The sequence below is a fragment of the Brevibacillus brevis genome (genome assembly GCF_031583145.1).
In the GTDB taxonomy this organism is placed as follows: Bacteria; Bacillota; Bacilli; order Brevibacillales; family Brevibacillaceae; genus Brevibacillus; species Brevibacillus brevis_E.
In genome coordinates, this window is sequence record NZ_CP134050.1 from 1785998 (window position 1) to 1800705 (window position 14708).

Below are 14708 nucleotides of genomic sequence, written 5' to 3' on the forward strand. Positions count from 1 at the left end.
CGTTGGGAAGGCTTTGATTGGGGGTCTCTTATGCTTCCGCGGCCTTGTCCCTCGCGACTGGAATCCAGATTTCGCTGCGATATGTGGGTGAAGACACATCCTTGTGCTCGTTCCACAGGATTTCCGGGCCTTCAGCCAGCTCGTAGCCGGATGAGGGAAGCCATTCCGAGAAAATCCTCCCCCACGTCTGCTGGAGCGTCTCAGGAAATGGACCTACCGATTCAAAGACCGCCCATGTGGAAGCAGGCACTTCGAGGGATGCCAGGTGATCCGGGCAGGGAGCCGTCGTCGCTACCCCGATGTAATGGTCCAGCTCCCCCTTTTCCTCCATGCGTCCTTCCGAAAAATGGACGGATGCGCTGAGGATGCCCATCGGCTCTACATTCGACATGCTTTTCAGCTCTTGGATCGTTTTTTCGTCCAGCATCTTCGCCATCGCGGCAATTTCGGGATTCGCTCCGTGGAACTGGATGGGCACCCGCTTCATGATCCCGACAATGCGAAATGCCGGGTTTTCTACGATTCGATAATTCATTTCCTCGCCTCCCTGTATGGTCAAGCGGAAGGACATTCGCGGATAAGCCTTCAAGGAATGGCCTTGGTTCCTCGCTTCGGACGGCGTGACTCCGTGCAATGCGCAAAACGCGCGGGAAAACGAGTCGGCGGAGCTGTACCCGTACTTGACGGCCAAATCGAGTATCCGGCAGTCCGTGCTTGCCAGTTCAAAAGCTGCAAGCGTGAGCCTTCTGCGGCGGATGTACTCCGACAAGGTGATGCCCGCCAAAAACGAGAACATTCGGGTGAAATGGTATTCCGAGCAGGCGGCCAACCGGGCTATTTCTTTATAGTCGATGTCCTCGGTCAGGTTTTCCTCGATATAGGCGAGTGCGCCATTCATTCTTTCCAGCAATTCCATGCGCATGACCTCCCTTACACTGGTAGAATAACAGGCGACGATTGTGTGCATCCGACTTTGCGTGCACAAGATTGTCGTCCGCATTTTGTTTCGGGCATGGATTGCGTAAGCATACTGTTGAACGAGCGGACAATCAAGCTTTACGGAGGTGTGCTTCATGAGAAAACTGTTGCTCATGTCTATGATGTTCGTCGCCATGATCGCTCTCGCCGCCTGCGGCCAAGGAAAATCGGCAATCCCGGAAGACGTGAATGCCCTGCCAAACGCTACCTATCCGGTCGGAAGCGATGTCACGATCAAAGCGAACTACCAACCGGGGATGCAAGGGGCCAAAGGTAAAATCGTCGGAGCCTACGATACGACAGCCTATGCTGTCACGTATACACCGACGACAGGCGGAGCGCCCGTGAAAAGCTATAAATGGATCATCCATGAAGAAATCAAGAGCCACGTCAAGCACCCGTATAAACCGGGTACGGAAATTGTGCTGAAAGCGGATCACGTGGAAGGGATGATGGGGGCCAGCGCTAAAATCGATTCTGCGGAAACGACGACTGTTTACATGGTCGATTATACTCCGACGACGGGCGGCAGCGAAGTCAAGAACTACAAATGGCTGACGGAAAACGAGCTTTCTCCTGCCAAGTAAGGCAGGGCGGGAGCGAATGGCGAACAAAAGCTCAGGAGAAAGAGCGGCGTCTTGGACCATTTTGTGTCCAGGCTGTCGCTCTTGTTTTGTACCGAATGGAATTTATAAAATTCCTATCCAGTTTAAGGGCAACGGCGGCTACGCCTAAAGGCATGGTGAAGCAAGGCTTTTCTAACGTTGCCTCAAGGAAACGGGTATGCGCGTCCGGCTTACAGTCTTCGGGCGATTCAAGGCTATGCCGAGATGATCAAGAATCCGGATTATGACTTTGCGATGGAGGAAATCAGGGAATATGCAGGGATAATCGAAACGAAGTCGCTCTATATCAAAGAGGTGATCGAAGACCTCCATTTCGCAACGCGGTTGAAAAATAAAGAGTTTACGCTGCAGAAGAAAACGAGGAATGTCGTTGTCTTGTTGCGGGATATTGTCATCCAAATCTTGAACGATCCAACGCATGAGAGTCGAGAGATTCAGTTTGAAGCCAACGAAGAAAGCATTTATCTGGAAATAGATGAGCTTCTCTTTCGAAGAGCGCTCCATAATTTGATCGAAAACGCGATTGTCCATAACCACTCTCACGTACAAATAACTGTGAGCATCGAAAAGAAAGAACGCACCCATCTTTTCATTCAAGACAATGGAAAAGGGATTCGGAAGGAAGAGCTGGATCGGATTTTTGACCGATATTATCGGGGAACGAATACCGGTGCAGCCCATAAAGGATCGGGACTCGGTATGGCCATCGCTCGTGACATCATAAAAGCCCATGGGGGAGAGATTGTCATTTCCAGTGAGATTGGCCTTGGAACCACGATCGAAGTCCGACTATGAGGCAAACGAAAAAGCACATTCCTTTGACGAAGTCGAAAAGGAATGTGCTTTTGATCAGGATCTGTCCAGCTCGATCCGCACGACGGTTTCCTTCTGGGCAGGGAGCTTCTCCAGCTCGATCATCTGCCAGTTGGGAGACAGGGCCGCACGCACCCAGGCAAGCGCTTCATCGGCCAGACGTACGCGGTCCAGCCCCGTGTCCAGCACCTCATAGTCCTGGTCTGCCACGAGTCCGTAGCGTTTGTTCAGCAAAAATTTGACCCCGTTTACGGTGGCAAACTTGATCTGGTATCCTTCGCGGATAGCGGTCTCGATCGTGAGCGGATCCTGCTTCGAGAGCATGAACAGATCGCTGAAATCGAATCGCCCACCTTCAATATCGGCAAAAGCCGCCCGGTTCTCGGTACGCAGCTTGTGGATAATTTCCTCATCGACAAACCCGTGGGCGCGCGCCGCTTCGAGCAGCATCATTTCCCATTGGGACAGCTTGACGGCAGACACAGAAAGCTCCCTCCTCGCCTTGTGTTCTTGCAGGAAAATCTCATTCCTTCCCTAGTATAAAGCAGGAGAGGGGGGATCTCAACCTGCATATCCGATTAATCCCATGTGAATAATTATAAATTGTGGCTGGTGCGAGGCGACGAACCCGAAGTCGTCGTCAGCGTGACGCCTGCAATGATCAGGAGCGCGCCGAAGAGCTGCACAGCAGTGATTGGCTTCGCTAGCAAAACAAAGCCGAAGACCATGGCAATGAACGGCTCCAGATTGGAAAACATCGCGGCCTTTGCCGCCCCCACTTTCTGCACCTGACTGTTCCAGATCAGCGTGACGATCCCGTGCATCACGACTGCGGTAACGAAGAGCAGGAGCCAGGAAGAGGGGCGGTGGCTGACCGTCGCCAGCGGTGCGCTGACCAGCACAAAAGGCAGCATGGCGCCGAATCCGATCAGGTTGGAGCCCAGTGTCGTGACGAGAGGAGACAGGCGATGGCCGAGCTGGCGGACGAGGATGATCGACACGGCGAAAGAAAGCATCGTGACGAAGATCCAGATGATGCCGATGTCAAAATGCAGCGTAGCGCCGTTGTAAATGACAAAGAGCACACCGGCAGTCCCGATGAGAGAGCCGATGGCCATTCGACCGGTCAGCCTTTCTTTCAAAAAGAGCGCAGCCAGGAGAGCCGTAGTGATGGGGGTCAAGGCCAGCACGAGCGCGGAAGTAGTCGGATCCGCCGTAACCAGGCCTTTGTAGAACGACCACTGATTCAGGAAGACGCCGACGATTCCGAGCGCTCCCAGGCGTAGCCATTCCTTTCGGGAGAGAGCGGGTACGGTCAGGCGCGGGCGGGACCGCACGACTTCAAGGCCGTGCGACCGAACGGCATTACGGCCGAATGCCCAAGCCGTTACAAACAGGCTGATGAACAAGAGGCGCAAGGCCGACAGCAGCAGAGGGGAAAACTCCGCCACGAGCAGCTTGCCGAAGACGAAGTTGCTGCCCCAGGCCGTGACGCAAAACACCAGCAAAAGATAGGAGCGAAGCATTGGAATCCATTCCTTCCGATTCATGAGGCAGCGGCCCGGCCGGCTTTGCTACGAGCCGGACGTCGTGCGTCGGTAGCGCCTCCATACGCCAAAGATGCAGAGATAGGCGAACAGGACAAGAGCGCTGCTGGCCGAGGCGATCCAGACGGCTTTCAAATAGTCTACATACGCCCGGCTGACGTATCCGCTGAGGATGCCGACCGCTGCGCTGATGATGATGAAGTTGCTTGCCTTGCCTTTGGTCAGGACGATGACGATCACGGGCAAGAACAGGGAAGCGTAAATGATGCCGAAAAACAAGAGCAAGTCGAGCAAAGTCGGGGAAAAATACGTCGTCAGGCCGATGGAAACAGCGCCGATCGCGATGGCGAGCGTATAGCTCAGCCGAATTTTTTGCCGTTCGCTCGCTGCCGGCCGAAACAGCTGATAGACGTTGCCGACCATGAGGCTGACCATGGAGTGGAGATTCGCTCCGAACGCCGAAGTGATCGCCCCAAAGGAGCAGAGGACAAACAGCACCAGCAAAAACAGCGTATCGATCTTCCTGACCAAATCGAACAACAGCGAGTAAATGTCGTCAAAACCTCCGGAAAAAATGACGATAAAGACGAGCGAAGAAAAGGCGAGGGGAATCGTGGCAAAAATCAGGCCGGACAAGAGAAACGTAGGTACGACCTTCTTGTCCTCCATCATGTAGAGCCTCTGCCAGGTAGCCTGGTCGACGAATACTTGTCCAAAGCCGATCAGCATGCCGGTGACGATAAAGAGCAGCCCCTCCTTGTTGTTGAGGACCAGCAGATACGGATGGTACAGGCGAATACCGTTAAAGACGTGCTCGACCCCTTTTCCGATAAAAAAGTAAACCGGGATGAGGATGGTCGTCGCAAAGGTGATGACGATCTGGACGATGGCGAAGCGATGGATGGAGCGGATCCCTCCGATGCCGGCGAACAGCACGCAGAACACGAAGAAGAGCAGCTGTCCCAAGGGGATCGGCAGACCGAACAGGATATTGAGCAGCACGCCGCCCGCCATTCCTTGCACAAACATGCCTTCGATGCTCGTGATGAACAGGATGGCGATCATCAGCCAAAAGCCGAACGGGTGCAGCTTGCCCCGCATGTAGTCGCCGATGGTCATGCCGCCGGAAAACTCGCTCCGCACTTTCCGCCCGAGCCAGCCAAAGGCGATCAAGGCGAAAGCCCCCATCAGGGAATACCCGATACCGCCGAACATTCCGTACTTGACCAATGCTTCCGGGGAGCCGAAGATGGTGTTTCCCGTGACCCAGCGGGCGAGGATGGACACGACACCGAGGCCGATCCCGATCTTGAACGCCCCCAGGACGTATTCGCGAAACGATTGATAAGTCAAGTGACATTCCCCTTGTCCCGGTACTCTTTCGGTGTTTTTCCGACCACCTTCCGAAAGATCGTGCTGAAATAGTGCTGGCTGTTGAAGCCCGCCCGCTCGGCAACCGTGGAGATGCTCCAGTCGGTATGTCCCAGCAGAAACTTCTTCGACATCTGGATTCGATACTGCATCAAATATTCGGAGAAAGAGACGCCGACCTCTTCATGAAACCGGCGGCTGAGATACGTCGGGTTGATGTGGACCTCCGAAGCCAGATCAGCGAGGTTGAGCTTCTCCGCGAACCGCTGATGGATGATGTTCATGGCATCCGAGATGATCCGGGTGTAGGCGGAGAGAGCCGTGTTCTTTTGGTACTTGGAAAGCAGCTCGACCAGCTCGCTTTCGATGACGGGCTTGGTCATGTAGTCGACCACGCCGAGCCGGATCGACTGCTTGGCGTAATGGAAGTCCTGGTAGGCCGTGACGATGATCAGCTCGATATCGCGGTGCTGGGCACGCAGCTCTTCACCCAGCGCCAATCCGGACTTGCCGGGGAGGTTGATGTCCAGAAAGGCGAGATGGAGAGGCACCTTCTGGCTGATCGCCATGGCTTGGCTGCCATCCGCCGCCTTGTAGAGATTCCACAAGGGAAACATCGGCCGGATGAAGTACTCCAGCTGCTCCAGCTCCAATGGCTCGTCGTCTACTAACAGTACGTTCATCACTCTCACCTCATTTCATAGGAGTCACAAATGACACGCGGCCACTCCACGATGACATGCGTCCCGCTGCCTTCAGCGGGAGTCAGCTTGAGCCGGGCATGGTCCCCAAAACAGAGATGGAGCCGCCGGCGGATGTTGTCCAGCCCGTGGCCGCTCTCCTCCTGGGGATGGATGACGAAATCCCGTTCAGGCGAATCTTCTTCCAGGACGGACGAGCCGTTGTCAATGACATCCAGCCGCACGACATCGTCTTGCTGGCTCAGACCGATTTGCAGAATGGCTTCTCCCATCTTTCGCTCCAGACCGTGCTTGAACGCGTTTTCCACCAGCGTCTGCAGGACGAATGGCGGAATGCAGGCGGCGAGCAGTTCTTCGGCGCAGTCCAGGTGGACGGTGAGCCTGCTCCCGAAACGCAGCTTCTGGATCTCCAGGTATTGCTCGGTGTAGTGGATCTCCCGGCGCAGCGAGATAAGCGGCTCCGTCGATTTGTACTTGAATTTGAGAAACTGCGACAACACTTCAAGCGCGCGGATCAGCTCGCGAGTCCGATTGAGCCTGGCCAGACTGAGAATCACGTTCAGCGTATTGAACAGGAAGTGGGGCTGGATTTGCTGATTCAGCTGGTTGTACAAGGCTTGCTGCAGCTCCTTTTCCAGCTCGATCTTCACGTTTTTGTTTTCCAAGAGGTCGATCCGCTTCTCGAAAATAAACAGGAACAATAAAGCAATAGCTCCTATGATAGGAGCCAAAATGAAAAGCAGGATGAGCAACGTAAACCCTTCAAAGCTTATCATGAGATCCCTTCTGTACGATGTTTTCTCATTTCTTTGCTACTATCCATCATAGCATGAGGAAGGTGTTGCTTTTTATTTTTATCAAATTTTAATGTTTGCTTACTGAACGAGGTGGCAGGCCACCTGGTGGCTCTCGTGCAGGCTGGTCAAGGCAGGTGCTTCCGTCTTGCAGCGCTCCACCGCATACGGGCAGCGGGTGTGGAACCGGCATCCCTGGGGTGGATTGATTGGCGACGGCACATCGCCGCGCAGGATGATCCTCTCCTGCTTGCGGTTTACGTCCGGCACGGGAATCGCGGAGAGCAGCGCCTGGGTGTACGGATGCTGCGGGCTGTCGAACAGCGACTTCTTGTCGGCGATTTCCACGATTTTTCCCAGGTACATCACCATGATCCGGTCGGAGATGTGGCGGACGACCCCTAGATCGTGGGAGATGAACAAATACGTCAGCTTGAACTGGCGCTGCAAACTCTTGAGCAGATTGAGCACCTGCGCCTGGATAGAGACGTCCAGCGCCGAGACGGCTTCGTCACAGATGATCAGCTTGGGCTGCATCGCGAGGGCGCGGGCGATCCCGATCCGCTGGCGCTGGCCGCCGCTGAATTCATGAGGGAAGCGGTCGATCTGATCCGGCCGCAGTCCGACGTAGCCGAGCAGCTCGATGATGCGTTCGCGGCGCCGGCTGGCCGGTACCACATTCTGGATCGCCAAGGCCTCTCCGAGAATCTGTGCTACCGATTGCCGGGGATTGAGCGAGGCGAAAGGATCCTGAAAAATGACCTGCAAATCCTTGCGCATCCCGCGCATTTGCGATTTGCTCAGCGCGAGCAGATCTTTGCCTTCGAACAGCACGGAGCCGGCGGTCGGTTCGTCCAGCCGCAGGATGGCGCGTCCGGTAGTGGATTTGCCGCACCCGGACTCTCCCACGATGCTGAGCGTCTCCCCCTCGTAAATGGTGAAGCTGATGTCGTCTACCGCTTTTACGTGATTGACGGTCCGGCCCAAAATGCCGCCTTTGATCGGAAAGTGCTGTTTCAGGTTGCTTACCTGGAGCAGCGGTTTTTTTGCTTGTCGAATGAGTCCACTCATCTGGTCATACCCCCGTTTCCGTTGCCGTTTTTGCTGTACCGTCCCACTCGGAGGTGTAGATCCAGCAGCGTACCTGGCTGCCGTCTTCCTGCTCCAGCAGCTCTGGCAGCCGGGAGTGGCACAGCTCCGTCGCGTGCGGACAGCGCGGTGCGAAGCGGCATCCGGCAGGCATGTTGAAGGGGCTGGGAACATTGCCGGCGATCGCTTGCAATTCCTCCACGTCTTGATCCATGCGGGGGAGGGAATTCATCAGCCCGACCGTATACGGATGGCGAGGCTTTTCGAAAAGCTGCTTCGCCGTGGTGTACTCGACGACTTTCCCGGCGTACATGACGGCTACCCGGTCGCACGTCTCGGCGACGACCCCCAGATCGTGCGTGATCATGATAATGCTCATGCCCAGCTCCGTCTGCAGCTTTTTCATCAACTCGAGAATCTGTGCCTGGATCGTCACGTCGAGGGCGGTCGTCGGTTCGTCCGCGATGAGAATCTCCGGGCGGCAAGCGAGGGCCATGGCGATCATGACGCGCTGGCGCATGCCGCCGGACAGTTCATGCGGCTCCTGGGTCGCGCGTTTTTCCGGGGATGGGATGCCGACGAGCTTCAACATTTCCACCGCTTTGTCCCAGGCTTCCTTGCGGCCCATGTTTTGATGCAGTCGCAGCACTTCCGCGATTTGTTCGCCGACCGTGTACACCGGGTTGAGCGAGGTCATCGGCTCCTGGAAAATCATCGAGATATCGTTGCCGCGAATGGCCCGCATCTGGGCTTCCGACTTTTTCAACAGGTCCTGGCCCTTGAAGAGAATTTCTCCTCCGACGATTTTTCCCGGCGGACTGGCGATCAGCCGCAGGATGGAGAGGGATGTAATGCTCTTCCCACAGCCCGATTCGCCGACGAGGCCCAGCGTCTCTCCTTTGTTCAGGGAGAAGTCGACGCCGTCCACAGCCTTGCTTACGCCGTCGTCGGTGAAAAAGTGCGTTTGCAGATTGCGAACGTCCAGGATTTTTTCTTGTTGTCCCGGCATGATGCTCCCTCCTTAGTTCAAGTCAATTCGTTTGTTGAAGTAGCGATACAGCACATCGACGAGCAGGTTGACGAAGACGAAAATGATCGAGGCTATGAGAACGCCGCCCTGAACGACGGGCAAGTCGCGCATGCGGATGGCGTCGACGATGAGACGCCCCAGGCCGTTGATCGCGAAGACGGATTCGACGAGGACGGTCCCGCCCAAGAGGTAGCCAAATTGCAGCCCGACGACCGTAATGATCGGAATCAGGGCGTTTTTCAGCGCGTGCTTGTAGATGATGACCTGCTCGCGCAGACCTTTCGCTTTGGCGGTGCGGATGTAGTCTTGCCGCACGACGTCGAGCATGCTGGAGCGCGTCATCCGGGCGACAATCGCAGCCCCGCCAGTGCCGAGCGTGACGGCAGGCAGCACGATGTGCTTCCACGTCCCCCAGCCGGCGACGGGAAAGAGGTGGAGCTTCACCGAAAAGTAGTAAATGAGGCTCAGACCGAGCCAAAAGCTGGGCAAAGACACCCCGAGCAGGGCGACGATCATGATCGTGATGTCTGCCGCGGAATATTGCTTCGTCGCGGAAATGATCCCCGCGATCATGCCGAGCACGATCGTGACGAAAATGCTGGCGATGGCCAGCTCGATGGTAGCAGGGAGACGAGCCATGATTTCGTCGAACACGGGCAGGTTCGAGCGCAGCGACGTGCCCAAATCACCGGAGAACACGTCTGTGACGTAATGGAAGTACTGGATCAGGACCGGCTGATCCAGGCCGAGCTGCGTGCGGATATTCGCGATGGTTTCTGCCGAAGCGCCTTCGCCGGCCAGCAGGACGGCCGGATCTCCCGGGACCATCTGCATGATCAGGAAGACGACCAGAATGACACCGAGCAGGACGGGAATCATCTGCAGCAAGCGACGGATAATGTAGACGAACATGAGCATTCCCTCCTATTGTTTCATTCGCGGATCGAGAGCGTCCCGCAGGCCGTCTCCGAAGATGTTGAAGCCCAATACGAGCGTCGAGATGGCAAGGCCAGGGAACATGGCGAGGTACGGCGCCGTAAACAGGAAGTCGCGCCCGTTGCTCAGCATCGCGCCCCACTCCGGCAGGGGAGGCTGGGCGCCAAGTCCGAGGAAGGACAGGCCCGCCGCCGACAAAATCGCCGTGGCCAGGCGCATGGTTGCCTGCACGATGATCGGTGACAGAATGTTTGGAAAAATATGTTTGAAAAGAATCGTGAAATCATTGGCGCCGAGCGAACGGATCGCGTCGATATACTCCAGCTTTTTTACGGTCAAGGTCGAGCCGCGGACGATCCGGGCGAACACGGGGATGGAAAACACCCCCACCGCGATCATGACGTTGAACAGGCTGGGACCGAGCGCACTGACGATCGCCAGAGAAAGCAGGATACCGGGAAACGCCAGGAGAACATCAATGACACGGGAGATGACGGTATCCACCCATTTTCCGTAATAGCCGGACAAGAGTCCGAGAATGATGCCGAAAAACGCTCCGATAAAGACGGCGACAAAGCCGACAGACATCGACAGTCGGGTACCGTACAGCAAGCGGCTCAAAACGTCGCGGCCCTTGTCGTCGGTGCCCATCCAGTGTTCGGATGACGGCGGTTTCAGCTTGCCTGCCAGATCGATGGCGTACGGATCATGAGGGGCGATCAGCGGGGCCAGCAAGGCGATCGCGATGTAAAACAAGACGATGAAGCCGCCGACCATGGCCAGTTTGTTTTTGCTCAGCTTGCGGTAAAAGGTCCGCCACCTGCCTGCACGTGCCGGCGCAGTTTGGGGACCAGTCGCTTGATTGGCTGGCGATGCGTACTCAACCTTCATAGGTGCAACCCTCCTTTTGCTTGAGTCCAAGTTATCAGAAAAATGTATGAAGTAAAGGCAATTTGAACAACTCGTAAAGATAGTGAAAATAGACGTAAAAATTGTGCAAATCTCGTCAGGAAGCATGCAGGATAATGATGGGGAAAGGCATGGAGAGAGCCGAAAAAGAGAGGATGGATGGTGGATGGCTGTTACCTTTTGGTTGACCAATGTTCGTCTGGAGACGGGCTATCGCCGCGAGAACGGCGTCGTCAGCGGGACGGAAACCGCTTTGTTTCACATCTTGATAAAAGACGGAAAATTTGCGCGGATCGCACCGGCACAAGAAATGCCGCAGGACGGTATTCCGCAGCGCGACGCAGGCGGTCTTCTGGCCTTGCCGTCCTTCGTGGAAAAACACGTGCATCTGGACAAGACACTCCTGGGAGAAGAGTGGCGGGCGGTCATTCCGGTATCCAGCATCATTGAGCGTTGCGAGATCGAAAAGCGCGTGCTGCCGGGACTTGCGACCACCACGCAGGAGAGGGCGGAAAATCTGCTCGGCGTCCTGCTTTCGTACGGTTCTACCCATGTACGGACGCATGTGGACATTTACCCGGAGGCAGGCATCTTTAACCTGGAGGAAGTCAAAAAGGCGCTCGCGACCTATCAGCATCTGGTTTCCCACGAGATCGTCGCATTCCCGCAGCACGGACTGCTACGCACCGGCGCAAAGGGATTGCTTCGAGAGGCGCTGCAACAGGGAGCGACCCATGTCGGCGGCGTCGACCCGGCCACCGTGGACGAGGATATCGAGGAATCGCTGCACCAAATGATGGAGCTGGCTGTAGAGGCCGGGGCGGGAGTCGACCTGCACCTGCACGATCCCGGGCATTTGGGGACGTTCACCATGAAGCGGCTGGCGGCGATGACCGTCGACGCAGGCTGGCAAGGGCGGGTGGCCATCAGCCATGCCTTCGCCCTCGGCGACATTCCGTCTGCAGAGGCAGAAGAGATGGCGACGATTTTGCGCGAGGCGGGGATCACCATCATCACGAGCGTGCCGTACAGCCGCGTCATTCCACCGGTATCTTTGCTGCACCAAAACGGCGTGGATGTGGCGGTCGGCTGCGACAACATCTTCGACACCTGGCAGCCGTACGGTAACGGCGACGTCCTGGAGCGTCTGTGGCGATTGGCTGAGCGTTCTCGCTGGCTGGATGAGCTGTCGCTTTCCCAGTCGCTGCGCTTTATCACTGGTGGAAAGACGACGCTGGACGCAGGGGGCAAACAGTTGTGGCCGGCAGCCGGAGAAGACGCCAGCCTCGTCCTCGTAGAGGCGAGCTGCTCGGCGGAGGCGGTGGCACGACGGGTGGACCGCCAAGCGGTAATCTCCCGCGGCCAGCTCGCAGCGGGGCAGCTGGATGAAGTGCCGGCCAGGGAGGCGTAAGTACGCATGCCATCCCCGTACTGGATCATCAATGCTCGCCTTGAGTGCGGTTACGAATGGGAGCAGGGGGCGATACGCGCTACTCGGACCGAGCTGTGTGATTTGCTGATCGAAAACGGAAAGATCGGCCGGATCGTGCCTTCCCGCGAGATTCTGGAGGACGGCTTGCCGAGAGTGGATGCCCGCGGGCTGCTCATCCTGCCGTCCATGGCGGAAAAGCACATTCATCTGGACAAGACCTACTTCGGCGGGCCGTGGAAGGCGACGACGCCGGTCAAAAACCTGTTCGAGCGGCACGAGGAGGACAGGGGGCTGCTGCCAGCCCATTTGCGAAATTCGCAGCAGGGAGCAGAGAGCATTATGTCGCTGCTGATCGATACCGGAGTCACTCACGTCCGTACCCATTGCCACGTCGATCCACAAGTAGGGCTCAGCTTTCTGGAAAGGCTGCTCGCGGCATTTGACACTTTCGCGGGGCGGCTGTCCCACGAGATCGTCGCATTTCCCCACTACGGCATGCTTCGTACCGAAGCGGCGAGTAGCGTACGCGAAGCGCTTCGGCATGGGGCTACACATGTAGGGGGCGTCGATCCGGGGGGTGTGGACGGACACATCGAGAAGTCACTGCAGACGATATTCGAGCTGGCTGTCGAGGCCGATGCGGACATTGACCTGCATTTGCACGACCCGGGCCATCTCGGGCTGTTCACCATCAAGCGGCTGGCTGCCTTGACGGAAGAAGCAGGCTGGCAAGGTCGCGTCACCGTCAGCCACGCGCTGGGGCTAGGAGACGTCTCGCCGGAGGAAACGCGAGAGATCGCCCTGCAGCTGGCCGCACTGGGGATCTCGATCGCATCCACGGTTCCGATCAACCGGCCGACTATACCGATCCCCTTGCTTCATTCGACAGGGGTAGCCGTCATGCTGGGCAACGACAGCCTCACCGACAACTGGACGCCGTTTGGGACCGGTGATTTGCTGGAAAAGGCAGGACGGCTCGCGGAGCGCTTTCGCCTCACGGACGAACGGTCGCTGGCTGCCGCTCTAGGATATGTCACAGAAGGCCGGATCCCGCTCGACGAGGAAGGCAGCCGGCAATGGCCTCTTCCCGGAGACGAGGCCAGCCTGATGGCGGTCGAGGCGTCTTGCTCGGCGGAGGCGGTCGCGAGGAGGGCCACGCGGCGAGTGGTGCTGTACCAGGGGACTCGCGTGTCGGGGGAGTGGTAATCACGCATGGCAGGGACGTTTATTAACTACGAAAGGGTGTCAGGATAGATGGTTACGAGCTATTGGATCACCAACGTTCGCTTGGAGAGCGGATACCGCAAGGAACAGGATAAAATCGTCGCGACCCAGACGGAAATCGCCCATCTTTTGATCGCGGACGGCCGGATCGCGCAAATCGAATACGGGACAGAGCCGCCCCGGACGGATCTTCCGAAGCAAGATGCAGCCGGACTTCTCGCTCTGCCTTCTTTCCGGGATATGCACATTCACATCGACAAGACGTACTACGGAGGGCCGTGGAAAGCCGTCACGCCGATCAAGACGATTCTCGACCGGTTGGCGGAGGAAGCCCAGCTGATGACCCAGCTGCTGCCGACAGCGCAGGAGCGGGCGGAAAAAATGCTGGCGCTTTTGCTCTCGGCCGGGACGACGCACGTCCGGACACATTGCAACATCGATCCGTACATCGGATTGAAAAACCTGGAGGCGACACTTATGGCCATCGAGACATTCCGCGGAAAGATGAGCTGCGAGATCGTCGCATTTCCGCAGCAGGGGCTCCTGCGCAGCAACCAGGTGGAAAATATCCGCCAGGCGCTGAAAATGGGCGCGACCTACGTGGGCGGCGTCGACCCGGCCACAGTGGACCAAAACATCGAAAAGTCGCTGGCTACCGTGTTTGAGCTGGCAGTGGAGGCGGACGCGCCGATCGACCTGCACCTGCACGATCCCGACTACCTGGGCATTTTTACCTTCAAACGGCTTGCGAGGATGACGGAAGAGGCAGGCTGGAAGGGACGAGTCACCATCAGCCATGCCAACTCGCTGGCGGACATCAGTTTGGCTGAAGCGGGGGAAGTCGCCGAGATGCTCGCGGAGCAGGGCATTTCCATCACGAGCACGGTACCAGTCGTCAAGCCGACGATTCCGATCCCCCTGCTGCGCGAAAAAGGCGTGGCGGTCTCGCTCGGGGACGACAGCATTACGGACCACTGGTCGCCGTTCGGGCAGGGAGACAGTCTGGAAAAAGCGGGAAGGCTCGCGGAGCGCTTCCGGATGCAGGATGAGCGTTCCCTTTCCCAGGCGCTTGGCTTCATCACCGGAGGCAAGACGCCGCTGGACAAAGAGGGCAGCCGCCAGTGGCCCAACGTCGGAGACGAGGCTGACATCGTCTTCCTGCACGCCGCTTCGGCAGGGGAGGCCGTAGCGCGCCGCAGCAAGCGCCAGGCGGTCATGTTCAAAGGGAATGTCGTACACGGTTCGCTGCACTAGCATG

The 14708-nt window shown here is 57.2% G+C and carries 15 protein-coding genes; 5 read left to right on the forward strand and 10 right to left on the reverse strand.

Annotation, left to right across the window (positions count from 1 at the left end; genetic code table 11):
* Positions 1 to 28: 28 nt before the first annotated feature.
* Complete coding sequence (locus RGB73_RS08970) at positions 29 to 916, reverse strand: AraC family transcriptional regulator (RefSeq protein WP_310771085.1); 888 nt, start codon at positions 914 to 916, stop codon at positions 29 to 31.
* A gap of 157 nt (positions 917 to 1073) precedes the next feature.
* Between RGB73_RS08970 and RGB73_RS08975 the strand changes: the two genes are divergently transcribed.
* Both RGB73_RS08975 and RGB73_RS08980 read left to right on the forward strand, forming a co-directional pair.
* Entirely contained in the window at positions 1074 to 1565 is a 492-nt protein-coding gene (locus tag RGB73_RS08975) for a YdhK family protein (protein ID WP_310771087.1), read from the forward strand.
* Positions 1566 to 1742: 177 nt separating this feature from the next.
* Positions 1743 to 2399, forward strand: a complete 657-nt coding sequence (locus RGB73_RS08980; protein ID WP_310771089.1) for a sensor histidine kinase — start codon at positions 1743 to 1745, stop codon at positions 2397 to 2399.
* 54 nt (positions 2400 to 2453) lie between these two features.
* Here the strand turns inward: RGB73_RS08980 and RGB73_RS08985 are convergent, their stop codons facing one another.
* The 9 genes from RGB73_RS08985 to nikC all read right to left on the reverse strand — a co-directional run bounded on the left by RGB73_RS08985 (position 2454) and on the right by nikC (position 10776).
* Complete coding sequence (locus RGB73_RS08985) at positions 2454 to 2900, reverse strand: hypothetical protein (protein ID WP_310771090.1); 447 nt, start codon at positions 2898 to 2900, stop codon at positions 2454 to 2456.
* A gap of 113 nt (positions 2901 to 3013) precedes the next feature.
* Positions 3014 to 3943 carry a DMT family transporter gene (locus RGB73_RS08990; protein WP_310771092.1) on the reverse strand — a complete coding sequence of 310 codons (930 nt, stop codon included), beginning with the start codon at positions 3941 to 3943 and terminating at the stop codon, positions 3014 to 3016.
* A 48-nt stretch (positions 3944 to 3991) separates the two neighbouring features.
* Positions 3992 to 5317: a sodium:solute symporter family transporter gene (locus RGB73_RS08995; protein ID WP_310771094.1), complete on the reverse strand. Its 1326-nt coding sequence runs from the start codon at positions 5315 to 5317 to the stop codon at positions 3992 to 3994.
* A complete protein-coding gene (locus RGB73_RS09000; protein ID WP_310771096.1) occupies positions 5314 to 6018 on the reverse strand; it encodes a response regulator transcription factor in 705 nt (234 codons plus the stop codon). The genes RGB73_RS08995 and RGB73_RS09000 overlap by 4 nt, the downstream gene beginning before the upstream one ends.
* Positions 6019 to 6023: 5 nt before the next feature.
* Positions 6024 to 6812, reverse strand: coding sequence for a sensor histidine kinase (locus tag RGB73_RS09005; protein ID WP_310771098.1), 789 nt, complete (start codon positions 6810 to 6812; stop codon positions 6024 to 6026).
* A gap of 99 nt (positions 6813 to 6911) precedes the next feature.
* Positions 6912 to 7901, reverse strand: coding sequence for an ABC transporter ATP-binding protein (locus tag RGB73_RS09010; protein WP_310771100.1), 990 nt, complete (start codon positions 7899 to 7901; stop codon positions 6912 to 6914).
* A gap of 4 nt (positions 7902 to 7905) precedes the next feature.
* A complete protein-coding gene (locus RGB73_RS09015) occupies positions 7906 to 8928 on the reverse strand; it encodes an ABC transporter ATP-binding protein (RefSeq protein WP_310771102.1) in 1023 nt (340 codons plus the stop codon).
* Between the two features lie 12 nt (positions 8929 to 8940).
* Entirely contained in the window at positions 8941 to 9861 is a 921-nt protein-coding gene (nikB, locus tag RGB73_RS09020; RefSeq protein WP_396136181.1) for a nickel ABC transporter permease, read from the reverse strand.
* Between the two features lie 12 nt (positions 9862 to 9873).
* Positions 9874 to 10776, reverse strand: coding sequence for a nickel transporter permease (nikC, locus tag RGB73_RS09025; protein WP_310771106.1), 903 nt, complete (start codon positions 10774 to 10776; stop codon positions 9874 to 9876).
* 184 nt (positions 10777 to 10960) lie between these two features.
* Between nikC and RGB73_RS09030 the strand changes: the two genes are divergently transcribed.
* From RGB73_RS09030 to RGB73_RS09040, 3 genes are read left to right on the forward strand one after another with little or no spacing between them, the layout of a single operon-like run.
* Entirely contained in the window at positions 10961 to 12205 is a 1245-nt protein-coding gene (locus RGB73_RS09030) for an amidohydrolase (RefSeq protein WP_310771108.1), read from the forward strand.
* Between the two features lie 6 nt (positions 12206 to 12211).
* Positions 12212 to 13432, forward strand: a complete 1221-nt coding sequence (locus RGB73_RS09035; protein WP_310771110.1) for an amidohydrolase — start codon at positions 12212 to 12214, stop codon at positions 13430 to 13432.
* 48 nt (positions 13433 to 13480) lie between these two features.
* The gene (locus tag RGB73_RS09040) at positions 13481 to 14704 is read left to right on the forward strand and encodes an amidohydrolase family protein (RefSeq protein WP_310771112.1); all 1224 of its coding nucleotides are present in this window, start codon (positions 13481 to 13483) and stop codon (positions 14702 to 14704) included.
* Positions 14705 to 14708: the final 4 nt, after the last annotated feature.

Bases quoted from the DNA above. Each gene is read 5' to 3' on its own strand.
- RGB73_RS09040 (WP_310771112.1), top strand. From the start codon at position 13,481: ATGGTTACGAGCTATTGGATCACCAACGTTCGCTTGGAGAGCGGATAC.
- RGB73_RS09010 (WP_310771100.1), bottom strand. From the start codon at position 7,901: ATGAGTGGACTCATTCGACAAGCAAAAAAACCGCTGCTCCAGGTAAGC.
- RGB73_RS08970 (WP_310771085.1), bottom strand. From the start codon at position 916: ATGGAATTGCTGGAAAGAATGAATGGCGCACTCGCCTATATCGAGGAA.
- RGB73_RS08975 (WP_310771087.1), top strand. From the start codon at position 1,074: ATGAGAAAACTGTTGCTCATGTCTATGATGTTCGTCGCCATGATCGCT.
- RGB73_RS09015 (WP_310771102.1), bottom strand. From the start codon at position 8,928: ATGCCGGGACAACAAGAAAAAATCCTGGACGTTCGCAATCTGCAAACG.
- RGB73_RS09035 (WP_310771110.1), top strand. From the start codon at position 12,212: ATGCCATCCCCGTACTGGATCATCAATGCTCGCCTTGAGTGCGGTTAC.
- RGB73_RS09005 (WP_310771098.1), bottom strand. From the start codon at position 6,812: ATGATAAGCTTTGAAGGGTTTACGTTGCTCATCCTGCTTTTCATTTTG.
- nikB (WP_396136181.1), bottom strand. From the start codon at position 9,861: ATGTTCGTCTACATTATCCGTCGCTTGCTGCAGATGATTCCCGTCCTG.
- RGB73_RS08990 (WP_310771092.1), bottom strand. From the start codon at position 3,943: ATGCTTCGCTCCTATCTTTTGCTGGTGTTTTGCGTCACGGCCTGGGGC.
- RGB73_RS09000 (WP_310771096.1), bottom strand. From the start codon at position 6,018: ATGAACGTACTGTTAGTAGACGACGAGCCATTGGAGCTGGAGCAGCTG.
- RGB73_RS09030 (WP_310771108.1), top strand. From the start codon at position 10,961: ATGGCTGTTACCTTTTGGTTGACCAATGTTCGTCTGGAGACGGGCTAT.
- nikC (WP_310771106.1), bottom strand. From the start codon at position 10,776: ATGAAGGTTGAGTACGCATCGCCAGCCAATCAAGCGACTGGTCCCCAA.